This window comes from Haladaptatus rarus (assembly GCF_054177585.1).
Window position 1 is genome coordinate 64701 of the sequence record NZ_JBPEHG010000015.1, and the last position, 24203, is coordinate 88903.

26 protein-coding genes are annotated in these 24203 nt (G+C 59.5%); 11 read left to right on the top strand and 15 right to left on the bottom strand.

Translation table 11 applies throughout. The features are described from left to right. Positions 1-5: 5 nt before the first annotated feature. Complete coding sequence (locus tag ACR3FE_RS22610; RefSeq protein WP_458209999.1) at positions 6-3269, bottom strand: molybdopterin-dependent oxidoreductase; 3264 nt, start codon at positions 3267-3269, stop codon at positions 6-8. A gap of 254 nt (positions 3270-3523) precedes the next feature. On the opposite strand from ACR3FE_RS22610, the gene ACR3FE_RS22615 reads away from it, so the two are divergent. After that, positions 3524-5647, top strand: coding sequence for a hydrogenase iron-sulfur subunit (locus tag ACR3FE_RS22615; protein ID WP_458210000.1), 2124 nt, complete (start codon positions 3524-3526; stop codon positions 5645-5647). Positions 5648-5653: 6 nt separating this feature from the next. Beyond that, on the top strand, positions 5654-6286 hold the full coding sequence (locus ACR3FE_RS22620; RefSeq protein ID WP_458210001.1) for a TorD/DmsD family molecular chaperone: 633 nt from the start codon (positions 5654-5656) through the stop codon (positions 6284-6286). A 24-nt stretch (positions 6287-6310) separates the two neighbouring features. Here the strand turns inward: ACR3FE_RS22620 and ACR3FE_RS22625 are convergent, their stop codons facing one another. The 3 genes from ACR3FE_RS22625 to ACR3FE_RS22635 are packed head-to-tail and all read right to left on the bottom strand — an operon-like array spanning position 6311 to position 6967. Continuing rightward, positions 6311-6544: a hypothetical protein gene (locus ACR3FE_RS22625; protein ID WP_458210002.1), complete on the bottom strand. Its 234-nt coding sequence runs from the start codon at positions 6542-6544 to the stop codon at positions 6311-6313. Further along, the gene (locus ACR3FE_RS22630) at positions 6537-6821 is read right to left on the bottom strand and encodes a hypothetical protein (protein WP_458210003.1); all 285 of its coding nucleotides are present in this window, start codon (positions 6819-6821) and stop codon (positions 6537-6539) included. Before ACR3FE_RS22630 ends, ACR3FE_RS22625 begins: the two co-directional genes overlap by 8 nt. Then, on the bottom strand, positions 6818-6967 hold the full coding sequence (locus tag ACR3FE_RS22635; protein WP_458210005.1) for a hypothetical protein: 150 nt from the start codon (positions 6965-6967) through the stop codon (positions 6818-6820). Before ACR3FE_RS22635 ends, ACR3FE_RS22630 begins: the two co-directional genes overlap by 4 nt. A gap of 188 nt (positions 6968-7155) precedes the next feature. Here ACR3FE_RS22635 and ACR3FE_RS22640 point away from each other — a divergent pair, with 188 nt between their 5' ends. Next, complete coding sequence (locus ACR3FE_RS22640; protein WP_458210007.1) at positions 7156-8388, top strand: DUF7405 family protein; 1233 nt, start codon at positions 7156-7158, stop codon at positions 8386-8388. On the opposite strand, the gene ACR3FE_RS22645 is transcribed toward ACR3FE_RS22640, so the two are convergent. From ACR3FE_RS22645 to ACR3FE_RS22670, 6 genes are read right to left on the bottom strand one after another with little or no spacing between them, the layout of a single operon-like run. After that, positions 8385-8543 (bottom strand): hypothetical protein, encoded by a 159-nt coding sequence (locus ACR3FE_RS22645; protein ID WP_458210009.1) that lies wholly within the window; start codon positions 8541-8543, stop codon positions 8385-8387. The genes ACR3FE_RS22640 and ACR3FE_RS22645 overlap by 4 nt on opposite strands. 47 nt (positions 8544-8590) lie before the next feature. Beyond that, positions 8591-8929: a hypothetical protein gene (locus tag ACR3FE_RS22650; RefSeq protein WP_458210010.1), complete on the bottom strand. Its 339-nt coding sequence runs from the start codon at positions 8927-8929 to the stop codon at positions 8591-8593. Beyond that, positions 8926-9069: a hypothetical protein gene (locus tag ACR3FE_RS22655; protein WP_458210012.1), complete on the bottom strand. Its 144-nt coding sequence runs from the start codon at positions 9067-9069 to the stop codon at positions 8926-8928. Before ACR3FE_RS22655 ends, ACR3FE_RS22650 begins: the two co-directional genes overlap by 4 nt. Continuing rightward, positions 9066-9329, bottom strand: coding sequence for a hypothetical protein (locus ACR3FE_RS22660; protein WP_458210014.1), 264 nt, complete (start codon positions 9327-9329; stop codon positions 9066-9068). Before ACR3FE_RS22660 ends, ACR3FE_RS22655 begins: the two co-directional genes overlap by 4 nt. Before the next feature lie 45 nt (positions 9330-9374). Next, entirely contained in the window at positions 9375-10142 is a 768-nt protein-coding gene (locus tag ACR3FE_RS22665; protein ID WP_458210016.1) for a DUF7124 domain-containing protein, read from the bottom strand. Further along, complete coding sequence (locus ACR3FE_RS22670; RefSeq protein WP_458210018.1) at positions 10139-11926, bottom strand: aldehyde ferredoxin oxidoreductase family protein; 1788 nt, start codon at positions 11924-11926, stop codon at positions 10139-10141. The genes ACR3FE_RS22665 and ACR3FE_RS22670 overlap by 4 nt, the downstream gene beginning before the upstream one ends. Before the next feature lie 124 nt (positions 11927-12050). Here ACR3FE_RS22670 and ACR3FE_RS22675 point away from each other — a divergent pair, with 124 nt between their 5' ends. After that, a complete protein-coding gene (locus tag ACR3FE_RS22675; RefSeq protein ID WP_458210020.1) occupies positions 12051-13301 on the top strand; it encodes a M20 family metallopeptidase in 1251 nt (416 codons plus the stop codon). A gap of 241 nt (positions 13302-13542) precedes the next feature. Next, positions 13543-13839, top strand: a complete 297-nt coding sequence (locus ACR3FE_RS22680) for a hypothetical protein (RefSeq protein ID WP_458210022.1) — start codon at positions 13543-13545, stop codon at positions 13837-13839. A 50-nt stretch (positions 13840-13889) separates the two neighbouring features. Here ACR3FE_RS22680 and ACR3FE_RS22685 read toward each other — a convergent pair whose 3' ends face one another. Then, positions 13890-14375 (bottom strand): protein-tyrosine phosphatase family protein, encoded by a 486-nt coding sequence (locus ACR3FE_RS22685; RefSeq protein ID WP_458210023.1) that lies wholly within the window; start codon positions 14373-14375, stop codon positions 13890-13892. Between the two features lie 26 nt (positions 14376-14401). Next, positions 14402-14872 carry a DoxX family protein gene (locus ACR3FE_RS22690; RefSeq protein ID WP_458210025.1) on the bottom strand — a complete coding sequence of 157 codons (471 nt, stop codon included), beginning with the start codon at positions 14870-14872 and terminating at the stop codon, positions 14402-14404. Between the two features lie 163 nt (positions 14873-15035). Here ACR3FE_RS22690 and ACR3FE_RS22695 point away from each other — a divergent pair, with 163 nt between their 5' ends. Then, positions 15036-16229, top strand: a complete 1194-nt coding sequence (locus ACR3FE_RS22695) for an acyl-CoA dehydrogenase family protein (protein ID WP_458210027.1) — start codon at positions 15036-15038, stop codon at positions 16227-16229. Positions 16230-16283: 54 nt separating this feature from the next. Here the strand turns inward: ACR3FE_RS22695 and ACR3FE_RS22700 are convergent, their stop codons facing one another. Continuing rightward, entirely contained in the window at positions 16284-18248 is a 1965-nt protein-coding gene (locus ACR3FE_RS22700; protein ID WP_458210029.1) for a 3-hydroxyacyl-CoA dehydrogenase/enoyl-CoA hydratase family protein, read from the bottom strand. Between the two features lie 625 nt (positions 18249-18873). On the opposite strand from ACR3FE_RS22700, the gene tbsP reads away from it, so the two are divergent. From tbsP to ACR3FE_RS22715, 3 genes are all read left to right on the top strand, one after another. After that, entirely contained in the window at positions 18874-19695 is an 822-nt protein-coding gene (gene tbsP, locus ACR3FE_RS22705) for a transcriptional regulator TbsP (protein ID WP_458210030.1), read from the top strand. A 105-nt stretch (positions 19696-19800) separates the two neighbouring features. After that, entirely contained in the window at positions 19801-20112 is a 312-nt protein-coding gene (locus ACR3FE_RS22710) for a hypothetical protein (RefSeq protein ID WP_458210032.1), read from the top strand. 67 nt (positions 20113-20179) lie between these two features. Then, a complete protein-coding gene (locus ACR3FE_RS22715; protein ID WP_458210033.1) occupies positions 20180-20464 on the top strand; it encodes a hypothetical protein in 285 nt (94 codons plus the stop codon). A 769-nt stretch (positions 20465-21233) separates the two neighbouring features. On the opposite strand, the gene ACR3FE_RS22720 is transcribed toward ACR3FE_RS22715, so the two are convergent. Next, a complete protein-coding gene (locus ACR3FE_RS22720) occupies positions 21234-21359 on the bottom strand; it encodes a hypothetical protein (protein ID WP_458210034.1) in 126 nt (41 codons plus the stop codon). Positions 21360-21511: 152 nt separating this feature from the next. Beyond that, positions 21512-22672 carry a CaiB/BaiF CoA transferase family protein gene (locus ACR3FE_RS22725; protein ID WP_458210035.1) on the bottom strand — a complete coding sequence of 387 codons (1161 nt, stop codon included), beginning with the start codon at positions 22670-22672 and terminating at the stop codon, positions 21512-21514. A 77-nt stretch (positions 22673-22749) separates the two neighbouring features. On the opposite strand from ACR3FE_RS22725, the gene ACR3FE_RS22730 reads away from it, so the two are divergent. Both ACR3FE_RS22730 and ACR3FE_RS22735 read left to right on the top strand, forming a co-directional pair. Beyond that, positions 22750-23586 carry an amidohydrolase family protein gene (locus ACR3FE_RS22730; RefSeq protein ID WP_458210037.1) on the top strand — a complete coding sequence of 279 codons (837 nt, stop codon included), beginning with the start codon at positions 22750-22752 and terminating at the stop codon, positions 23584-23586. 135 nt (positions 23587-23721) lie between these two features. Next, entirely contained in the window at positions 23722-24165 is a 444-nt protein-coding gene (locus ACR3FE_RS22735; RefSeq protein WP_458210039.1) for an ester cyclase, read from the top strand. The last annotated feature ends 38 nt before the right edge of the window (positions 24166-24203 follow it).

The window sequence follows — 24203 nt, forward strand, 5'->3', positions numbered from 1 at the left end:
TCACCTCATTGGACCGATTCGTGATCGCGGACGTCGAAGTCCTTCTGCGTCCCGATGCCGTCACGGTCTTGTGGGAACTCGACGTCGAATCCGACCATCTTCCCTTGTTCGTACATGTTCAGTTCTTTCAACAGCGACTCGGTCGCAGGTTGCACTTTCACCATCGCCGCTTTCGTCTCCTGCATCTGCGTCTCAGCGTCGTAGCCACGCGACGTGATGATGTTCACGCTGTCCCCGATGGCGTACGGCACGAGTCCATCCGGATAGCGGTCTTCGAGGCTCTTCCCTCGATAGACGCCGCCCCAGTGGAACGGTAAGAACACCTCCTGCTCGTTGGGACGGTTGGTCACGCGCGCCTTGACAAGAATCGACCCACGGTCGGTCGTCGAGACGACGACGAGGTCGCCACCGTCGATACCCATCTGGTCGGCCATCGACGGGTCGATCTCGGCGTACATGTGTGGCTGCAAGTCGGCAAGGAAGATGTTCGACCGTGACTCCGACCCACCTCCCTGGTGTTCTACCTGTCTACCGGTCGTCATGATCGTGTTCATTCCCTGCTTTTGGGCCTGCTTCGTCGCTCGCTGTTGGATCACCGCGTTGTTCTGATCGAGCCGATAGAAGTTCTTCTGGAGACCGTTCGCAGGCCATTTTTGGGCAAGGTCGGGTCGCGGACTCTCGATCGGTTCGCGGTGAACCGGTACGGTGTCGAGGAAGTTCCACGTGACCGCCCGCGCCTTCCCTCGACCAGTCGGCGCGTCAGGCTGCTTGTGGTCGAACTGTTTGTAATCCTGCGGCTTTATCCCTGAAACAGCGCCCTTCGGTTGGAGTTGTCCGTTGTTCGCGAGCTCCTCGAGTTTCTTTGCGGTGTCGAACACTGACTTGTCCGCTCGCAGGGCGTACTCGTAGGGTATCGAGAGCTTGTCCGGGTTCTCGATATCCTGTGGCCACACCGTCGAGAATCCGGGATACTCCGGGACGCCCTGTATCTTCCCCTGTCCGGACCACCAATCGGGGTTGTACGGAGCACGTAACAGCTCGAGACCCTTCTGCCCCTGTTCGTTGACTGTCGCTTTGAATGGATACTCCTTCTGAGACGGCGCTCCCCCCGTCTTGACGAGTTCGTTCCATTCTTTCCGCGTCGGTGCTTTCGTACCCCAGCGCGCGCGGAAGTCCTGCCCTCCCTGCCGCGGGTCGAGGTCGTCGCGCCAGATGATCGGCGTTCCGGGATGTCCTTCACCCCAGCACGGCCACGGAAGTTGCCAGTACTCGCCTTCGACCGGCCCTGCCTTCGCTTCCAGATCTTCTGTGCTGAACGCCCAATCGTACTCGTACTGTCGCTGGAGCCGTTCCGGCGATTGCTGGTAACCGATCGTCCGGACGCCGAGGTTGATCTCCCGGAGACAATCTTCGTAGGTGCTCTGGCCGCTGAACAGTTCCGGCCCTTTGCCCCAGTCGAAGTGCTCACCGAAGCCGAGCGTGTTCGCCATCTCCTGGATGATCTGCATATCCGGCTTGGAGTTATGACTCGGCTTGCGGACGGGATTTCGCCACTGAACCGACCGATGGGAGTTGGTCACCGTGCCGTGGTGTTCGTACTGGCTCGATGCAGGCAGGAGGATGACGCCGTCGGAACGGTCGTGGAAGACTGATGCCAGCGACGGGAACAGGTCGATGACGACGAGGAGGTCGAGATTCTCGACCGCCTCTTTCTGCTTCCCCATCTCGCTGATGGAGTTGACCGAATGGCCGTGGAAGACGGCCCCTCGAAGCTGTGTCGGCTGGTACAGTGTCGCGTTGTTGAGCCGCTTTTCCTTTGGGAGTGCCGCCTCGAACCATCTGGCGACCGTCAGTCCCTTCTGGAACATCATCGACCGGTTACTGATGTCGACGCCGCCCGTGTTCTCGAAGGCCGAAGTGGCTTCGGCAGACTGATCCTGGTACTTCTGCTTCGACATCTGGTCGTACCGGTTGTACAGGTCTTTGAACGAGGTGCTCCCGCTCGTCCAGGGGCTCCTGTTCCAGACGTCGGCCCAGTACGCCCAGGAACCGGGTGACGTGACGCTGTAGTAGCCGGGCAAGATGTGGCTGTTCGGTCCGAGGTCGGTCGCTCCCTGTACGTTCGAGTGCCCGCGCATGACCTGAAGCCCACCGCCACTCCGCGCAGCAGAGCCGGATGCGAGGCTCAGGAGAGCGTACGAACGGATGTTCTGCGTGCCGTTGTTGTGCTGGGTGCCACCCATCGCCCATTCGATCTGGACGTTGGGTTTGTTCTCGATGACGAGGTCGCCGAGTTGCTGGAGGTCAGCTTTGTCGATCCAGGTGATGTCGGCGACCGTATCGAGATCGTATTCGTCGAGTTCCGACTCGACATCCGGCCATCCCTGGACGCGCTGGCCCAACATCTGCTGGTCGAGTTCTCCCTGGTCGCGGAGGTACCAGAGGAGCCCCATCATCAGGGCCACGTCGGTACCCGGTCGGATACGGTAGAAGTGGTCGGCGTGGGCCGAGGTCTTGGTGTACCGGGCATCGACGGAGGCGATGGTTCCACCGCGACGCTGTCCTTCGAGGATGTGTTGCATCGCGATTGGATGCGCTTCTGCCGGATTCTGCCCGATGATGATGTCGAGATCGTAGTTGCGGTAGTCGTTGATCGTGTTCGTCATCGCGCCGTAGCCCCACGTGTTCGCGAGGCCAGCGACCGTGGTCGAGTGACAGATACGGGCCTGGTGGTCGACGTTCGTCGTTCCGAAGAACGCCGCAAGCTTACGGAATGCGTACGCCTCCTCGTTGCTGTGATGGGCGCTTCCGAGCCACATCACGCTGTCCGGGCCGTTCTCCTTCTGATATTGCTTGAACTTCGAGCCGATCTCCGACCACGCTTCTTCCCACGATATCTTCTTCCACTCGCCCCCTTCGAGCCGCATCGGATGTTTGAGTCGCTTCGGTGTGTGCTCGCTGTCGTAGATGCCAGCACCTTTCGAACAGAGCGAGCCGTTGTTGACCGGGTGTTCGTGCCAGGGTTCCTGACCGACGAAGGCGTCCCCTTTCCGCTCACCCTTGAACCCACAGCCGACGGCACAGAAGTTACAGATCGTCTTGACGGTTTCCGTCTCCCCGAGCGCTCCTTCTGGTTCGTCTTCACCTCCCTCGTCCTGCGCGAGAACTTGCCCGCCGATACCCCCTCCGAGTGAGACCGCGCCCGCCAATGCGCTCGCTTTCATGAACGACCGACGGTCGAGGTCCAGTGAAACTGGTTCTGTACTCATGGCGTCCCCCATCGAACACGTTCGTGTTCCGTGCTAACTTTCCCCGTCCGAAAAACGTTCAACAGTGACAGTGATTAAGGTTCGGGTCATAAAATATATTACAGAAACTTATCAGTAAATCTCGAACTTTCCTCACTTGGTGGAAGGAAAAGAGAAATGAAATCTCTCAAAATTGGAGACGATGGTGTATAAACTACGTCGCGTGCTAACTGTGCGCAACAACTATACCCGAGACGACGGTATTGTTACGTCGCATGAAAACGGGGGCGTTCGTCTGTTCGTGTGGCGAAACGAGTGAATTCGACCTCGAACAGGTTCGGGAGGGGGTGAACGATGTCGACGTCGTCGCCAGTTCGAGTCTCCTCTGTCGAGATGGGATCTCGTCGATGGGACGCGTCATCGACGAGTACGAACTGAACCAGATCATCATCACTGCACCCGATTCGGGGTGTCGAGGCCGGTTCAGACAACTTGCGAGCGATGCGGGGATTCATCCAGAGGCGGTCGTATTCGTCGACCACCGCGAGATGGCTGCGTGGGTTCACGACGACGCGGCTGCCACTGCAAAGACCGCGCGGCTCGTCAATGCGACCTACGCCGGGCTTCAGGCCGAATCGGCATCACGGACGGTTTCGCGCGAGACCGGCGATGCCATCGTCGTCGTTGGTGATGCGGAGACCGCGGCCGCACTGGCAGATACCGCTACGGTCTCACTCGTCGCGGATGGAAACGAGTATGCCGACGCCGATATCGACCTCGACGACGTTACTATCGAACGTGGTCGTGTCGTCGATGTCGACGGACAGTACGGTGACTTCGAACTTCGAATACACGCCCGAGTGACGGAGGACTGCATCTCCTGTATGAAGTGCGTCCACGACGGACCAGACGGGATGATAACACGCTCTCCCGTCGATATCGACCCGGACGCTGCGGACGGAGAGTGGGTCGACTGCTGTCCGACGGATGCCATAGAGCTGGACGGTGTCGAACGGACAATCACCGCAGACCAGGTCGTCTTTCCAGATGGGGGTCCGCAGAGCCACGGTGGTCGCATCGGCTTCTACACCGGCCCTGTCGATGCGAGCACGATCGCCTCGGTCGAGCGTCTCCTCGGCGGAACCGTGAAACCCGACCATCTCGACATCGACATGTCGGTCTGTGCATCCGGTGCTTCGAGTCAGCAGGGATGTAACGCCTGTGTTGATGCGTGTCCCCACGACGCGGTCGAACGACCTCGTATCGACGAGGTCGAGTTCGACAAGATCGCGTGTCAGGACTGTGGTGCCTGTACGAGTGCGTGTCCAACCGGTGCGGTACAACTTCGAGAGCCATCGAACAGGCGTCTTGCGCGCGAAGTCGAAGCCGTCCTCGAACCGCCGGAGACGGGTGGTTGGCTGTTCGGTGGTGACGACCCGATTCCCACCCAAGTCGTCGCGTTCGTCTGCGCAGAGCGAGCCGAACGCGCACTCCGCGAGTATGGTCGTCGCGCTGCAAAAGGGGACGATATCGAATATCCACCGATCCTCCCGGTAAAAGTGAACTGTGCCGACACAGTCGGCGAACCCCACGTCATGCACGCCCTCGCGGCAGGTGCTGACGGCGTCGTCCTGCTTGGCTGTGCAGATGACTGTCTCCATTCGGGGTCGGATCCGAAAGCCGAACTAGTCGAACGAATGAACACCGCGACCACCGACCTCGGTCTCGGCGACCGGGTGACGTTTCTCTCCCCATCGCTGGACGACACAGACGAATTCGTCTCGTCCTTGTCTGCGTTCGTCGACGACCTCGAATTGTCGCCGGTTCCCGCTGGCGACTACGAAGCCGACGGGGTTCTTTCGACCGATGCCGAACGACCGAACCCGGCGTTCGACAGCCACGGCTGGACGCTCGAAAGCGTCCGTGCGATTGGAGAACACGTCGAACCGTCGAGAGACGTCATCCGTGGCCTGAAAGATTTCGGCTGGATGGAGGTGTCCGATGCGTGTGTTCTGACGCCGACGTGTTCGAATCTCTGTCCGACAGATGCTATCCGTAGACCACCGGAAGAGGGCGTCCTCCAGTTCAATCACGAACGCTGTGTCAACTGCGGCCTCTGCGAAGAAGGATGCCCAGAAACCGCGATTACCATGCAGGACGGCCTCGATCTCTCGTTGCTTCCCGAGAACCGTGAGGGTGACGACCCGGCGTGGCACACCGTCTTCGAAGGTGAGATGCAAGAGTGTGTCCGCTGTGGAACGCCATTCGCCAGTAAGGCGACCGCCGAGAAGATCGAAGCCGAGGTCGGCGATCAGGTCGCTGGCCTCGCACCCGACTCGGAACACAGCGTCTTCGAATACTGCGGCGATTGCCGGGCAAAGATGGTGTTTCAGGGGTAGATTAGTATGGACGACATAGACATCTACGACGCTCGAATGGAACTGCTCGACTACTGCATCGACGTCTTCTGGGATACCCCGACAGAATCCTTCTTGGAGCAGTTCCTTCACGGTGACATCACGATTCCTTCCACCGAGGTCGATCCGACGCTCGACGAAGGATTCTCCCAACTCGAATCGTTCATCGAAACGAACGATGGCAGAGACGTACCGTCGGTTCAAGACGAATTAGCGGCTGAGTACTCCCGCGTGTTCGTTGGGCCTCGACCTCCTGTCGTCGCTCACGAAACGTACTACCGTGACGATACGGATTTCATGGGCAAGGGACTCGCGGCGGTACAGGCGAGCTACGACGCCGCAGAATGGTCTCCGCCCGAAGAGTATCCAGAGGAAGACGACTTCATCGCGGTCGAATTGGCCTTTCTGCGCATCCTCGTCGAGCGCCAACGTAACGGCGTCGTCGAAGCGTTCGGGTTCGAGCGCGTCTTTCTCGACGAACACCTCCTCGAATGGATCGATGACTTCGCCGAGGAGACGATCGAAGAAACTGACGAACCGTTCTATCAGGCGGGCGCCCGCATCGTCGCTGGAACGATCGCGTTCGAGGACGAACTCGTCGCCCAGATGGTCAGCGGATAATACTGTTTGGTTCCGGGCTGGCTGTCACTCTCGGCCAGCAAGTACGACGAGCGAAGCCAGGCCGACAAGCGAGGCAGTGAGGAGTCCCATCGCGATCGGGGTCGCCGCTGTTATCGTCTGTTCCATCCGAAAGTACCACTGCCAATTCGCCTGCGTCTCTGCGACGAACGCGACCAGACCGACGGCAACGACGACGACCAGCAACAATACGGTAGAAAGGGCCGTCCCGAATCGAACCGTTCTCGTGAGTCTAGACATCGTTCCACCGCCAGCGGACGACGACGAAGATGCCGAACAGGGGTATCAGCACCAGCAACAGATAGCTGATGAGTATTCCACCGTAGCTGATAGTCGATTCGAGATGGATCGACCAATGCCACGTCCCCTTTATCTCAGCGATAATGGCGACTGTTCCGATGGCGAGCAAGGCGAGCCCAAGGAGGCCTGTGAGCGCGTAGACTGTCCCCCGAAGTGCTACCAGTACGGCGCGACGAGTAGGAAGTTGCCAACGGGAGGTGGCCTGCTCCTGTTTCATCCGAAATCACTCCAGTAGGTGCGGTACGCATCGTACACGATGATTGCGAAGACGAACACACCGACTCCACAGATGAGCAACGCCGTCGCTAGCGACAGCGGAAGATGCCCTCCACCAGTGTGAAATGCCGCGGTAAATGTGAACACAATACACCATCTCTGGAGATGCAGTTCTATAACAGTTGTTGGCAACGCCTCTTTCTTCATTGACGAAGGCGATCACATCTCTCCTGAAGCGTGTCAAGATGACTTCCTTGATATCATTTTCCATTGTCACGAGAAACGTTTTTGCTCGTGCCAACACTACGGACTACGATTACCAGTATCCCCGACCGATGAGTTCACGACGCCGTCTCCTCCGGAAATTCGCGGGGGTTGCCGGTGGTGTCGGGCTTGCGGGTTGTCTCGATTCGTTCCGAAAAGCGGATCGGTCGACCGCACTCGATCTTCCACCGAACCCCCATGCGAGCCGCCTCCCAGAGCGTCAGCACACTCAAAACGAATTTTTACGGACGGACGCGGCAGGGAACGCACTTCTCCCCCGTCATCACACCGTCCTGTTGCTCGATCTCGACACTGCTCCATCTGTCGATGCCGCACGAACGGTCGAACGAGCCATGCGAACCCTCGAAGATGCGTTCGACTGGCGCTCCGACGGCCTCTTGCATATGCTCGCGTGGGGAACTCGATACTTCGGTCGGCTCGACGCACTGGACGATGCTCCCATCCGACCGCCGCAGGTCTTATCGCGCACCGACGACCCAGAACTGTTGGCGTTCGACGCCGCGCTCGTCCTTTCGAGCGACACCCCCTCACATCTCCGTGCCGCCGAAAACGCGATGTTCCGCGATACTGCATCGGTCAACGGGGTGTCCAACCAACATCGGTTAGGGGACGTGTTCACGATACGTCAGCGTCGAACCGGCTTCGTTGGACAGGGACTCCCCGTTCGGCATACCACTGCCGAGGGACTTCCCGATAACCCGCCACTGACCGAACAGGATCGATTCTTCATGGGGTTCAACTCCGGCTTTCGGGGAACCCAGGCGAGCGAACAGCGTGTCACCATCGATTCGGGAACGTTCGAAGGTGGGACGACGATGCACGTAAGCCATCTTCGACAGACGCTCGACGAGTGGTTCGAGTCGCTCGACGAACCCGGTCGCGTCGCCCGGATGTTCTCGCCCGAGTTCTCTCCACGAGACGTCGCTGGATTCACCGACGACGTTCCATTCAGTGACGCTGTTCGTGACCACGCCGCCACGAAGGGTGTCGTCGGTCATCACGAGAAGGTCGCACAGGCCAGACGGAAGGGGAAACCGGTCATCCTACGGCGCGATTTCAACACCGTCGATGGCGGCCACGCAGGAGTCCATTTCCTCGCTCTTCAGCGGTCACTCTCGGATTTCGAGCGAACGCGTAAGGCGATGAACGGCTGGTACATAAGAGACGACAACTCCCAGATAACGGAGACCGAGAACAACGGCATCCTGGAGTTCATCACCGTCATCTCGCGAGCCAACTTCTACGTCCCGCCACGAGCGAATCGATCGTTTCCGCTCCTCTAATCTTCGACTTCGAGATCGTCGTCATCGAACGACACGTCGCCGTCGACCTCGCCATCGTTTATCTCGTGTGGGCCGATCCCGTGATCCCAGAGTTCGAACCCCGCATACGTCTCCAGACCGACGTCGGGACGCCAGCCCCCATCCTTGTGAGACATACTCTGACTATCTACGTGCGTTCCCTTATGCATTCCCCCGGTTGGATTCACTCCGGTGGTGCGTTCGGCGGCCGAGTCGCGTCGTCCTGACGAAATGCCCTGGCGAACAGGTCGACGTGTAACCCGAGTACCTCGGCTTCCGAGAGGCCGGTGTCCGTTGCCTGTTCGGTGAGGTACGAACGAAGTTGCTCACTTGGTTCGTGTCTGACCGTTCGACCGTCGATGGCAAACTCGACCTCGGTCGCTCCCGAGACGAGATGTTCGATCTCGAGGAGTGCCTGTTCGGCTTTCGTTTCGAACGCCTGCTCGTCGTCCATGAGACGCCTGTCACCCCACTCCGTGGCCGCTTCGAGAAACCGATTGCTCACCTCGAACGCGAGCGTCAAAACGAAACCCCCTCGTCTGTGAATGCGAGCGTCCACAGCGTCTGTTCGTCACAGATAGGACACCGTTGTCGCATCTGCGACTGCTCCATCCCGACGATATCGGCCAACTGTCCACAGCCCTCACATTCGTACCGTGTCATCGTTCAGGTGGAAAACGATTCGGTACCGGCCCCGATTCGGAGAGTGCCCCTGTCAGTCCGACGATCAGGGCGAACAGGACGGCCAGCACGAGCAATCCGACGAGACCGCTGAACACGGTTTGTCCGACACCTGCTTCGCCTCCCCAGATCGGCGGCATAGTGTTGTAGACGTGCAGCGCACTCAGGATGACCCATCCGCCTATCACGATCACTGCGGCCACCAGAAGCGGTGACTGTCGTTCCGCGGTTCGTAGACTCATTGTTTCCCCACCTTGTCACGCGGTACCACTCCAAGGAGTAAAAAACTATTCCGTCAGCTTCCAGTCCGCTTTCGTTGCCGCGTCCGAAAGGGGGACGAACTCCCAGCCAGCAGCGTCAGCGATCGCTTCGTCTTGACCCTCGACGCCGACGACCACCATCCGGTCGGCGAAGAACATCGAGTGGTGATCGATCTGCGCGAGTCGCTCGCCTGGTTCGGTTCCAGTTCCGTTGAAGAAATCGAGATCGATCTGGTGGTCGCGCTGGAACTTGTTCAAGACGTGTGCCGGAACCGGGCCAACGATACCGAGCCAGTCCGCCCAGTTGGCGGCGTCGACGAACACCTGCCTCGGATTCGTGAGTCGTTTCGCTGCCTCGTAGGTGAGTGCCATCGTCATGGCATCGGCACCACCGCCATGCGGCCCCGACGCTTCCATCGGGTGCTCTCTGGCTTCCTGGTCCCCAGCCTCCCCACTATCCTGGCCTCCTCTTTCAGCACTGCGGTCGTCTTGTTCGCCGTTTTCGCTCCCCATCTCGTCTTGTCCTGCTGGGGTGCCTCCCGCACCACCGGTATCGACAGGGACGCCGACAGGTTTGTCCCGATCCGGGTGCGGGACGTGCGGAATCGGCTGTGCGGCATCGCTTTCGTCTTGTCCTTCCGCCGCTTCTGTAATTTCTGCTTCGTCGTCTCTATCGGCTGCCGAGTCGTCGGGAATCTCTCCTTCGTTCTTCCAGAACCAGTCGGCATCGTTCCCTGATTCCATCGATTCGTCCTCTTCCGTGTCGAATTCGTCGAGATCGATTCGGTCGGTCATCGTCCTGGATGGGTTGCTGGTCGTTCCGCGAGTGGTGTTTCGTCGTCCACGATGTCCCGGAGATCGAGTCGTTCGAGCAGTGACTGCGTCGGGATTCCGTCACGGCTCCACTCACGCCGAGCGTAGTACTGCTGTAAGAGCGTGTCGAACGATGTCGCGTCGATGGTTGCCCCTGTGGCCGGGCCCCCATCGAGCGGCGTCGAGAACACCTCCGGTAGTTCGTCGTCCTCCCGTCCGAACCCTTCTCGAACGTTGAAAAGACGGGTCACCGTCCAGATTCGCTCGCCAGCGGTCTGCGGCTCCGTGTCGGAAGCAGGATGTCCGATCGCTTCGAGCCACTTCTTACCCAGGTCGTCCAGCACGTCGCCCGTGAAGTCGTCAGCGATGAGACTCCAGAGCACGGATCGGGTATCCTGCTCTTCTACCACGGTTTCGACCCGATCTTCGTCACTCCACTCACTCCGTCGAAGTGCCTCCGTCTCGACCGGTCGGGCACGGCGGTGACAGCCTCCTCTGTCGCTCGTAGCGTACGCGAGCGCCATTCCGGTCGCTCCGCGAGGGTCGTACGCAGGTAGCTCCATCGCCTTGACCGTCGGGACGAGTTCCTCACCTCCGTACTGGGTCGCAGCGGTATCGACACCGTCTGCGAGAGCGTCACCCAGTGGGGACGACCGTGCTGCGATCTCTTCGATGAGGATTCGTGCGCTCTCGTGGTCGCTGAACGAGAAACTCCGGTCGATGACTCCTGCCTCGCTCGCGCGGATCGCCCACGCGACGACGTTGCCTGCGCTGATGACGTCCAGCCCCAGTCGGTCGCACGTGTGTCCGAGAACCGAGACGGCGTCGAAGTCGTCGATACCGAGGCCAGCACCGAGGCTCATCGCGGTCGCGCCACGAGGAACGTACGTCCCGTCCTCGGTTTCGATTCGGAAGCCGCCCGGAATCGAATCCTCGTCGTTTTCGCGCTCGGCTGCCGCCGCCCGTGCCGCCTCGATACCGATGTCGTCCGCTCCCTCGAAGGTTCCTTCCTTCCACCCACGAGTCGAGAGCACACCGACTTCGTTCGCAAAATCGACGGTTTCGAGGGTCTCGCTCGCCGCCTGCCACTTGCCGACGTCGCTGTCTTCGTACCGAGTCGTGTATTCGGCTTCGAGCGCATCGATTCCATCGGGTGGCTCACCACGGGCGACGAGAGCCTTGACGTGTTTGGAACCGAGGACGGCACCCGAACCCCCTCGTCCGGCGTGGTGGTCGGCTTCGTCCGATGCGATGGTCGCATACGAGACGAGTCGTTCACCTGCCGGGCCGATACACGCGACATCGGCGTCGGGATACTGTCGACACGTTTCGTCAGCATCCATCCCCCAGAGGTCATCGGCGGCGGAGAGTTCGATGTCGCCGTCTTCCAGTTCGATGACGACCGGTCGGTCAGCACGTCCGGTGACGAGGACGCCGAGATGAGATCCGAGCGCACCTGCGAACGTCGCGGCGAACGCACCGCCGCAGTACGAATCCAGAAACGTCCCTGTGAGCGGTGATTTCGTCACGGCAGCGTACCGCGATTCACCCGGCAGCAGGCCCGAAAGTGGCCCGGTCATGAACAGCAGTGCGTTCTGCGGCCCGAGCGGGTCGATATCTGGGTCGAGCTCTTCGTACAGGTATCGAGCACCGAGTCCTTTCCCCCCGATGAAGTGACGCAGCCAGCGACGAGGAACGTGTTCACTCTCGACCGTCTCTGTCGAGAGGTTCACCCGAAGTATGCGACCGGGTGTGTCATCTGCCATCGAACAGTAGTAAACCGCTGTCGGTGATAAGGATTATCCCCTACCCAGATCGGGAATCGACCGAAAACAGGCCCGATTCTCCGATTCCTTCTGTATTATGACCGATCATCACCATTGTCGACACATGGACGAGACAGTTCCACCCGTCGACTTTCTCGATGGGAAGGGGGACGCCGTGGTGGAGACGGCACTCGATTGCGTGGCGTTCGATACTCAGAATCCGCCGGGGCAGACGAGCGAACTCGTCCACCGAATCGAGGAGTACGTCGTCTCGCTCGGCCTCGAACCGGAACTGTTCGCAGTCGACCCGGCGAAGCCGAATCTTCTCGTGACCATCCCCGGAGAGCGCGACGAAACGCTTCTCTACAACGGCCATCTCGATTCCGTCCCGTTCGACCGAGATGAGTGGACCAGAGACCCACTCGGCGAGCGCGACGGTAACCGCATCTACGGTCGCGGTGCGACGGACATGAAGGGTGCTGTGGCGGCGATGCTCGAAACGATCCGGGCGTTCGCCGAGACGAACACGACCCCACCCGTCACGCTCGAATTCGCGTTCGTGAGCGACGAGGAGACGGGTGGAGAAGCGGGTCTCGCCGCACTGCTCGACGCCGACAAACTCGACGCAGATGGCTGTGTCATCGGCGAAACCACATGCGAGCAGGGCCGTCACTCGGTGACGGTCGGAGACAAGGGAAGTATCTGGTTGACACTCACAGCGACGGGCGACGCAGCACACGGGTCGCGCCCGATGCTCGGAAAGAATGCCATCGACTGCCTGTACGACGCGATAACTGAACTACGGGAACGATTCGGAACGCGGCCGCTCTCTATCGACGACGAGTTAGAACCCATCATCGAGGAATCCGTCGCGTACTACGAACCGATGCTGGGGCGAGAGACGGCCCGCGACCTGTTCGACTATCCGACGATCAACCTCGGCACGCTCTCGGGTGGTGAAGCGATCAACAGCGTTCCGGTGACGGCGACTGCGGAGATCGACATCCGGTTGACGCCGGGTATCCACACTCCCGACGTACTCTCGGCCGTCCGCGACTGCGTTGGTGGCTGCGAGGGAGTGACGATAACCGACGTCTCGTGGAGCGTCGGCACCTACGAAGCCATCGACAGCCCGCTCGTCGAGGCAGTGGCGGGCACCGCCGAAGCCGTCACAGAAGAACACGTCTATCGTCGAAGCGCGACCGGTGGCGGTGATGCGAAGAAGCTCCGAAATGCCGGTATCCCGACCGTCGAATTCGGCCTCGGAACCGACACGGTTCATGCCGTCGACGAGTATACGACGGTCGGTGCGCTGGTCGACAATAGCCGAATCTACGCGACTCTTCCCTACACATACGCCGACCAATTCGACTGATTGTGCTGTGTCTCTCGACCGATGGCTCTCTTCTGAGTCTGTTTTGGTTTGGAACAGAATTTCTGGTCGTATTGTGGGAGTATTCCCACGTAGCTCTCTCGATTAATGGACTACTCTCGCTCAACGGTGAGGCATTTTTCGGCCACTCGTGAATGAACTAGCCAATCGACGTTTTCCGTGTAGGATCTGTTTTGTCAGATGAAAGTTGAACTGATAAGCGGAAATTGTAATCGAACATGGAGTGAACTACAAAGATATCGACTGGTGTACGCGGGTTGGGCGTACCGATGCGCCCAGAATGGAGGTTGTGAAAATGAAAGCAACAACAGTACTTCGAGTAGCTGTAGCAGTCGCCGTCCTGTTCGCTCTCACGATCGGTGGTTCGGGCGGCGCTGTAGTGGCGCAAAGTCAGGGCGATGACTGCCCGAACGGAATCGCCAAGAACCAACCACCTGCGAACGATGACGACAAACAGGACGACAAGAAGAAGTGGCAGGACAAGTGCAACGGCGTGAATAAAGATAAAAAGAAAAACTAAAAATAGCGCTCATTTTTCCGTAACTCATTTTGTTCGCGTCTCTCCCTGCTTCAGCTTCGAGCGGCGAGATACACGACCGCTAACTCGTGGAGTGCTGGATGCGGAACTGCGTGTGGACGGGCCTCCTGGACAAGTGCGAGTGCATCTATGAACGACCGGTCTTCTTCGACAGAGAGCCTCGTCGCGATGAGCGTACTGCTGCGTGAGATACCAGCCTTGCAATGAATCAGTGTCGGACGCTCCGTCCGGTAAAGCGTTCGTGCAGTATCGACAGCGCGTTCGAACGAAGCCCAGTCGTTGTCCGGGCCGTCGATGAGTGGCCGATGGTGGGTCGTCAGTGGCTGTTCGTCGTGAGTCGCCGAGAGGACGTACTCGAACTGGTGGGAATGCTGCGTGCCCTCGGCTGCAAGTAGGTTCCCGAGATACAATTCACGGTCGCCGATACGGCGAACGACCGGTCGGTCTTCGACGTATCCAACCGGTCGAACGGGAGGTCGTGACGACTGTTCCCGCCCTGTCGGGTCGTCGAAATTCACCTTTGACCTGTCTACTCCCGTTCCCTTTACTTCTTTGACGAGGCGGAGGTCTTGTCACGGCGTCGTTCTGGTCGCATCGACCGAAGCGTCACTCCGAACGCGAACAGGGTCAATCCGATGTCTCGGATGAGCACGTCCACGAACTGGCCGGTCTGTAGCGCACCGATGATGAGGTTAACGACGACGCCCGCGAGCGAGAGCGCCGTTATCCCCGCAACGAGCGGCGTATAGAATCGGACGAGCAGCGCAACACCGAACACCATCTCCACGACACCGTTCAGAACCATCGAGAGACCCAGCGGGAACGGCCAGAGGGCGGCGATGACGGGTGCGGTGTAGCGCGCCCAGACCATCGGTTCGAACAGTTTGTCGAGACCGGCGATGAAGATGAGGATTCCCAGTCCGACCCGAAGCACGGCACCATCAGCCCGAGCGTACGGTTCGAGGAAGCGACGATATGAATCGTACAGGTCGGTCGTTCGGCTGGTCGAGTCCATACCAGAAGCGTCGCTGCCGAATCCCAAATCTGTTGGGCGATCAGGCGGTTCCGACGGCGTGCCGGTCGAGTGAGGTTTTATCTGCTCCGTGGACACAGATACCGATATCCATGACAGTTGTTTTGACGACAACCGCAGTCCCCGCTACGGAGTGCGGTTTCTGATGATCGAGTTCGCGCTCGACGAGGAGACTCGCCTCGTCCTCGATAGCTTCGGAACATTCCTCGACCGGGAGGTCGTCCCCATCGAAGACGAACTGGGTGACACGTACTCGAATCCACGCAAACGCCGAAGAGTCGACGGTCGTCCCGTCGAGGATGTGGTGGAGGCGATTCAGGAGATACGGCGACTGAGTGCGGACGCTGGCTTCTACGCGATGAATCTCCCCGAGGAGTCAGGCGGTGAGGGTGTCTCGCTCGTGACGTGGTACGAAGCGAAGAAGGCTGCAGCGGCGCACGAAAGCGAGTTGGCTGGCTGGGCACTGGCAGGCCCCGAGGGGCCGAAACCGCTGTTGCTCGATGCTGACGCCGACCAGCACGAGGAGTACGTCGAACCGGTCGTTCGCGGTGAGAAATCAACGGCGTTCGCCCAGACCGAACCCGGCGTCGGGTCGGACTCCCCGAATATGACCACGACTGCCGAGAAAGACGGCGATCAGTGGGTCATCGACGGGACGAAACAGTGGATCACGAATGCACCGTTCTGTGACTTCGTCCAGGTGTTCGCGCGAACCGCGCCGATAGAGGAGGCAGGCCGGTACGGCGGCATCACCTGTTTCATCGTCGAACGCGACGAGTTCGAACTCGGATCCATAAACAACGTCATCGGTGTCGGTGGGTGGCAGGGGGAGATCCGACTCGATGGTGTTCGCGTCCCCGACGACCGGGTTCTCGGCGAGGTCGGCCACGCGTTCTACGACGCCATGGAGTTCCTATCGCTCGGTCGGCTCGAACTCGGGGCCGAGTCCGTCGGCCACGCCAACCGACTGCTGGACGATGGCTTCGCCTACGCGAAAGATCGCGAGGCGTTCGGCCAGCCGATCGGTTCGTTCCAGCAGGTCTCCTCGAAGTTGGCGAAAGGTCGTGCGAAGGCGTCTGCGGCCGATGCGCTAGGTCTGCAGTGTGCGTGGCAGATGGCGAACGACGAGGACGCGATCGAGGAGACGTCGATGTTCAAATGGTTCGCCACCGACGCTCTCTGGGAGATTGCGGACGACGTGGTTCAGATCCACGGCGCGACCGGGGTCGCTGAAGACGCCGCGTATGCCCGACTCATGGAACGCGCCAGAGTGCTCCGCGTCGTCGAAGGTACCGACGAGATCCAGCTGAACACCATTGCGCGCCAGAACGGTCTCTGAGAAGGGTCGTCAGGTCGCATTTTTGCAGTCGTGACGGAACAATGGCGTTCGTCGTCATTTCTTCCAGGGTGGCCCCTCCCGATTCAGGAAGGCTTCGAGGCCTCGCTGCCCTTCCTCCGTCTGGGTTTGCTGGACGAGTCGTTCGCCCGCGTTCCTGAGCCACGCGGAGAAGAGCGAATCCTCCATGCCCGACCACAGTTCCTTCATCGCAGCGACGGACCCGGGGGCGGTAGCAGTCGTCTCACGAGCCAGTTCGCGGGCCACGTCCTGCACCTGCCCGTCGCTCACGCTGAAGTTCACGATGCCGTACGCTTCGGCCTCGGTCGCGTTGAGGCGGTTCCCGGTGAGCGAGAGTTCGAGAACGTCTTTCTTGCCGAGACTCAGCGCACCGTAGGTCAACCCGATGGGTGGCAGCGCACCGATACGCGCTTCCGGGAGTCCGAACTCGCTTCCGTCGGCTGCGACACCGAGGTCACAGAGCAGGACGATCTCACACCCGCCGCCGGTGGCAACTCCATCGATCTCCGCGATGGTCGGCTTGGGATGTGTGCGAAGCGCCTCTGCCGCCGGGAGGAGGGTTTCGTGGACGAGTGCTTCGGCCTCCTCCACCGAGTCCAGGTCGTGCATCTCGCCGATGTCGTCCCCTGCACAGAACGCCCGGCCAGCGCCGCGGATGATCGTCGCCCGCACGTCGTCGTCATCGGCAGCGCGTTCGAGCGCGCGCTTGAGGCCAGTCCAACTCTCCATCGTCATCGCGTTCAGCTTCTCCGGGCGGTTCAGCGTGACGTACGCGACGAATTCGCGACGCTCGTACTCTATCGGGCCGAAGTTCGTCGCGTCGTGCGACCACTCGTAGAATCCCTCGCCGGTCTGCATGCCGAGCCTCCCATTCGCGACCATCGTTTCGAGTCGCTGGTGGGGACGATACTCCTCCCAGCCGGTTTCGGCGTGGAGTTCGGCCAATCGCTCGACGATGCGGTCGATACCGTACTCGTCGGCGAATTCGAGGAGGCCGCGTGGCCAGTTCATCCCGACCTCGACGGCGCGGTCGATATCCGTTTTCGTCGCGACGTCGTTGTCCAACAGCCACGCCGCCTCGTTGACCGCTGGCGCCATCGTGGTGAGTGGGTCGAACTCGTACCGTCGCTCGCGCGGAACGTCGACCCGTGAGTACTCGCCTGCTTCGGGATACTCGTAGAACCCGCTCCCGGTCTTCATGCCGAACGCTTCGGCGTCGTACTTCTCCTCGACCACGTCCGGTACGTGGATGTCGACGTCGCGTTCTCGCATCGAGTGTGCCGCGAGGCGGAAGACGTCGATACCGCTGAAATCGAGGAGTTCGAACGGTCCCATCCTGAACCCGAGTCGGCGGATCGCGGCGTCGATGACCGCTTTCTCGTGGTTGCCGGTGTCGTACTGGCGAAGCGCCTCGGTCCAGAACCGGAGGTTGATCCGGTTCAGGAGGAATCCTGGAACGTCCCGTTCGACGAGGATCGGTGTCTTTCCGAGTTGTTCGCCGAGTTCCTGGGTCAGTTCGAACGTCGAACCGTCGGTTCGTTCGCCGCGGATGATCTCGACGACTGCCATCAGCTGGACCGGATTCGAGAAGTGCATCCCGACGACCTGTTCGGGGCGGTTCGTCGCCGCAGCGATCTCGGTGATCGGGAGGGTGCTGGTGTTGGTCGCCAACACCGCGTGGGATGGCGCGTGTTCGTCCGCCGCCTGAAACACCTCCCGTTTGATATCGATGTTCTCGGGAACGGCTTCGACGACGAAGTCGGTCTGCTCGAATGCCGACTGCTGGTCGGTCGTCAGTCGAAGGTGGTCGAAGATGGTCGTAACGTCGATGTCGAGGCGTTCGACACTCGCCTCTATCTTCCGTTTCGCACGGTCGAGGACGTCCCTGTCTACGTCCACCAGTGAGACTTCGTAGCCACTTGCCGCGAACACCTGCGCGATGCCGTGACCCATCGTTCCCGCGCCGACGACGGTCACTCGCTGGACGTCTTCACCATCCATGGCCGACACCTGCGTTCGAACGGAAATCCGTCGTCCCCTGTACGCGGTACTGCAACGTCACCATCGAATGTTTGGTATCAGCCACCATGTATCTCGTTTCCACATCACGAGTACTCAGCAAAACGCTTTCCCAACCAGTCGAAACCGCTCGCGAGTTTTTCCCCCGACGGCGATCATATCAGATATCAGTCGGGCGTGTTCGGTACAGTTCGGTATCTGGTGGGGGTGTACTGATTTACACTGATTTGTACTGAAATGTACTATTTATCTGCGACAGATGATTTCCGACTGTGTACTATTTTCATCGACTAAACACATTTGTAATCTCAAACCAGGCATTCCTCGTGGGACAATCCCCCGTGCGGCTTCGACATCCTCGACCCTACGCGGCGACATTTCGCCGTAATCGTTCCATACTGAATGTTTTCTTACCAGTAGTTGATTCATCGTGTGCCGTGGTGGCGGAAGCGGGGGTTCGTGAATTGAAGAGAAAAATAAGCTCGGGTTCGTAGTTGGCGAATCGTTCAGTCGTAGGATGAGCTTTCCAGAAGATGAACCAAACAATCGCGTATTTCCCTAAATTAACTAACCCAATACTAAGTACGTCGCGTCTCTCTACACATCCATGTCGACAGTGGACTTACTCGACCGGGAGATGGGGGATATCTTCGAAGAACTGTTCGAAGAAACATCGGAGCCAGTGCTGTTCGTCAACCCGTCCGATTCACAGCTGGAAGCAGCGATCATCACCGCGAGTGAATTCGAGGGCGACCTTCCGGAGCTCCGGATCATCGGCTCGCCGGAGATATTCAAGACGATGGTCGAGGACTTCCTGATCGCCAGCGAAGCTGCCGACCTTCTTCATCAGGAGATGTTGTCCATGCGGACGGCAGACGAAGTACACCGGAGTTCGATGGTGGTACTCGCAGATCGGCTGGTGACGCTCGTCCAGTTCGACGACCGAATCGACGGGTTGCTGTCCGACGATGCCGACCTCGTAGATACCGCGCGGCAGTCGTTGATGGGCGCGTGGGAGGAGGGGGACGAGTTCACGGTTCGGGCACCACCCATCTCGCGGGTACGTGAAACCCTGCGAGACGAGATCGATCCAGCGGTCGAAGAGGACTTCACGATGGTTCTCAACTCGCTCGACGAGATTCGTGGAGCCGGTGGGCTGGACGAAGTTGCGATCAGCCTCCTGGTCGCGGCTCGCAACAACATCCTGCTCTACGACATCAGCAAGTGGGGCGAGGACGTCGGTCTCGCCAGCAAAGCGACGTTCTCACGGACGAAAACCAGACTCGAGGACCTCGGGATTCTGGACACCGAGAAGGTGCCGATCGACGTCGGACGCCCACGCCTGCGCCTGAAGCTCGCTGACGAATCGATGGCCGATATGCCCGCCGACGAGATGATCGACCAGCTGGAAGGCGAGATTCGAGCGTAGAAGACCGCCCATCGAGAGTTCATTTTGGTGGCGTCGGCAGTCTCCACCAGACCGATCTATTAATAGTGTATAGTTAACATATCTGGAGCTGTCGTTTTGCAGTAGATGACGGGCACGAGAACCAACGCTATCAGATGGCCGACTGTCGTGGCTACCGTCGTACTTCTCGGGGTGTTGACGTGGTATCTCGGCCAGCCGGGGTATCGCCATACACGGCTTCTACTGTTCGCAGCCATCGGCGGTTTCGCCGTCGTGGGCGCGGTCGGTGTGGTATTCGATTTTGAACGACTGATCGTTGTCGGCGCTGTGGGCCTTCTGGTATTGGGGTTCTGGCAGGCGGTGCTCTGGCTGTACGTCTATCCCGTCGTCGGCCTGCTCGTTCTGTCTTTTCTGGTCGGTAACGATGAAGAAAACTGAGCTCGATCGTGCTGATGGATGTGTGTTTAATAGCATTTGTGCTGTACTCGTTGTGGGGGAGGGGAATATGGCATACATACTCATCAGACACACTGTCGAGGAGTACGACGAGTGGAAACCGACGTTCGACGACCACGCTCAGACCCGAGAGTCGATGGGCTCACGAGGTGGTCACCTGTTCCGGACGACCGAAGACCCGAACGATCTCGTCATACTCTTCGAGTGGGACTCGCTCGACAACGCCCGTGAGTTCGCGGAATCCGACGACTTACGCGAGACGATGCAGCGGGCAGGCGTCACGGACCAGCCAGAGATCGCGTACGTCGAGAAGAGAGAAGACGTCGACGCCTGAACACGACCCATCGCTCTCTGTATTCATCGCGAGGCGGTTGACTCGGCCAATCGATGACCCGACCGGTTCACTCGGTGTCCTACTCTCAGTTGCAAGATCTTCTCGTCGATGACGACTGTGCATCTCATCTTGAAGACCGTGGGAAGTGTGTTTCGCCGTGGAAAACCGGTTTCTTTAACGAGACGGGCGCAACCTCGCAAGTAATGTATCGTTAGTAAGTATTAATAGTGATAGACTCGTCGTCAGAATTGCATCCCATGTACAAGATATTGTGTGAAACCTGTGGCCAGATCGGCTTCCATGCGTCCCGCATCGGCGCAGAATCACGGGCGGAATCGCACATCGACGATACCGCCCATACCTGTACCGTCGAAGTTATGGAAACAGCATAGGCAGGTCGATTCGAGAACGAGACGTGCACGTTTCTCGGTGGTCGATTCGAACGGTAGCGACGACCCCTTCGGTGCGCACTGATTCCCGTCCGTCACCGTGTCTCTCGGCTAAAACGCTTCTCACCGCATTCGGGCCACCGTGCAATCGAACGCCGCGCTTGCGTATTTCGGACAGAAAACTTATTCCGACGGCGTCGTACGTCTCACGATAGAGTAGGGAATCCGAACATATCACGATAGCCATGGTGTGCCGGATCGACGATTCCCTACTCGAACTCCTGCTCTTCGAAACTCCCGACGAACAGCTGTATGCGGACAGTAGCAGCGATAAGACGAAAGAATGCAGCGCCTATCGGGGCTGCGGCTGGTGACTGTGATTATCTTCGGGACGCCGTCGGTGATGGGTCGTCTCCGCCGTTCAAAATCCGGTCGACCAGGTCGTCGATGTCGGGTACGCTTTCGTCGTCAGTTTCGTCCGACGGATAGTGTGGAACCGGTGCCATTGCTATCGCCTCCGACTGCTTCTCGTGTCTGATGATAGTTAACGATTGGGTCGCCCATCGTGAGCGCGTGTCCGAATCTATCACAGTCGCCTGACGGCAGATGAACGACTACTTGTCGATGAGATACCGGCGGACAGCGAGATTCCGCACGTTCACTGGCTGCTGTCGTCAGCCAACCGGTGCACGACGTCGGAATCGATGCCAGCCTCACGGAGAACGGTATCTGTATGCTCGCCGTGAGCAGGAACCGTCATCGGAACCGACTCCACCGCCTCGCTGCGAGCAGGGAATCCGAGACGAGGCGCCGTCTCACTTCCGGTCACGACCATCCCGCGACGCTTCGTCTGGGGGTGTGAGAGTGCCTCTGTGATGGTGCGGACGCCACCGACCGCCGTGTCCACCTCCTCGAACTCGTCGAGCCACGCATCGAGTGGTTTCGAGGCAAAGATCTCTTCGAGCGTCTGTCGGACTGCCGTCCGAACGGCAGGATCATCGCTCATGTGGTTCTTGACGAGTTCGGGACGTTCGAGCGCGGCACAGAGTTCCTGCCAGAACTTGGGTTCGAGCGCGGCGAGCGTGAGATGTCGTCCGTCTGCAGTGCGGTAGATGTCGTAACACGGGAACTTCCCCGTCAGCATCGTCTCCCCCGGTTCGGGCGTTTCGCCAGCGAGTGCTTGCCCGGCGAAAATCTGGGAGAACGACAGCATCACGTCCGTCATGGCGATATCGACGGACGTTCCTCCCGCCCCCATCTCCCGAGCGAGTACCGCGCTGACGATGCTGAACGCGGAAAAGAGGCCACTGGCCATATCCACCATCGGGTAGCCGGGAATCGTCGGTTTCGAGTCGGGTTCCGAGCGAGTCATATCGAGGAGTCCGGCGATACCGGCGTAGTTCAGGTCGTGTCCAGCCCGATCTGCATACGGACTCTCCTGCCCGTACCCCGAGAGGGAGACGTAGATCAGCTCGTCGTTGTACTCCGAGAGCGTCTCGTGGTCGACACCGAGACGCTCGGTGACGCCGGGACGGAAGGTTTCGAAGACGACGTCTGCCTCTGCGACCAGTTCGTAGAACGCGTCGCGTGCAGTCTCGTCTTTGAGATCCAGGGCAACACTCTGTTTGCCTCGATTCACTGCCTCGAAGATCTGACCGGTGCCACTCTCGCCGATCGACCCCATGTATCGAGCGTAGTCGCCGCGGGCCGGGTCTTCGATCTTGACCACCGTCGCGCCGAGGTCTGCGAGAAGTTGCGTCGCGTACGGGCCGGGTAGGAGTCGGGAGAGGTCGAGGACACACATGTCGTCGAGTCGCATGCAAGGAGACTGGTGGAGGAGAACAAAATCGTTCGGGTGCCATACCTTTCAAGCGAGTTGGGTTGTAAAGGTCACGTATGGTCGTTTCGGGAATTACCGACGCACACGTCCACCTGATGCCACGCCGATTGATGGCGGCGATACGCGATTCGCTCTCCCGTGAGGCCGGGTGGACGTTCGACCACCCTGTCGAGCGAGACGCGATGGAAATCGCGCTACGATCGGCAGGTGTCGAGCGCTACTTCGCGCTCCCGTACGCACACCGAGCGGGAATGGCCGCAGACTTGAACGAGTGGGTGCTCGGCGAGGCTGCAGACTCCAACATGGCGGTTCCATTCGCAACCGTCCATGGCGACGATGACGTGGAAACCGTCGTCCGGGAGGCGTTCGAGGCGGGCGCATGCGGGCTGAAGTTCCAGTGTCCTGTGCAGGAGTGTGGCCCAGAAGACCCTCGGTTAACGCCCGCGTTCGAACTCGCCGCCGAGTACGACCGGCCGATCCTGTTTCACGCCGGAACCGCACCGATGTTCGAGGAGAGCCCACACGTCGGTGCCGACCAGTTCGCCCAGTTCGTCGCGTCGTTCCCGGAGGTTCGTGCGTGTGCGGCGCACATGGGTACGTACGAGACGACCGAGTTTCTCGAATTCGCGCGACAGCACGACCAGGTCTTCCTCGATACGACGATGGCGCTCTCACCGCGGACGAACGAGGTGATGGGATTCGATCCGGCGACGATATCGAACGAGGAGTTGACGTCGCTTTCGTCCTCCATCATGTTCGGTTCCGACTTCCCGAACATCCCGTATCCGTACGCTGACGAACGACGTGGGCTACTCGACCGCGACCTCTCGGACGCGACGTATCGGGACCTTTTCCACCAGACTGCGAAACGATTCCTCGGCGAGAAACAGTAGTTGGACGCTCTTTATCGACCGACACAGTTCGCCTACCTGATTGCAACCTCTGATTCTCAGCGGGCGAGAAATGAAGGCAGAACTGTATATTTAACCGACGTATCTACAGATGCCACTTCGGTGGGGGGAGTAGCTATGTCACAAACCACAGCAACAGAAGTCAAAGAACGGATGCGTAGGGGAATGAACACCATCTGGAACGACCGGAACCTCCGATACATCGACGACCAGTACGCCGAGGACTTCGTCATGCACGACATCGCTGAGGGGCAGGACATCGAAGGCAAGGACGCCTACAAGGAGTACGTGACGGACATCCTCACGGCGTTTTCGGACTTCGAAGTCTGGCCCGAGGACATCATCATCGGAGACGAGAACAAGGCCGTCGTTCGATACACGTGGCGGGGAACGCACACGGGACCATTCGATGGCATCGAGCCGACGGGACGAACGGTCGAGACGAGCGGCGTGGCAGTGTTCCGCTCTGAAGGAGAGGAACTGGCCGAAGCGTGGTTCTACGACGACATGTTCGGCATATTCCGCCAACTCGGTCTTCTCCCCGAAGAGTTCGACCAGTAATCGAATTTCCGATACCTTTTTCGATCAGCCGAATCGCG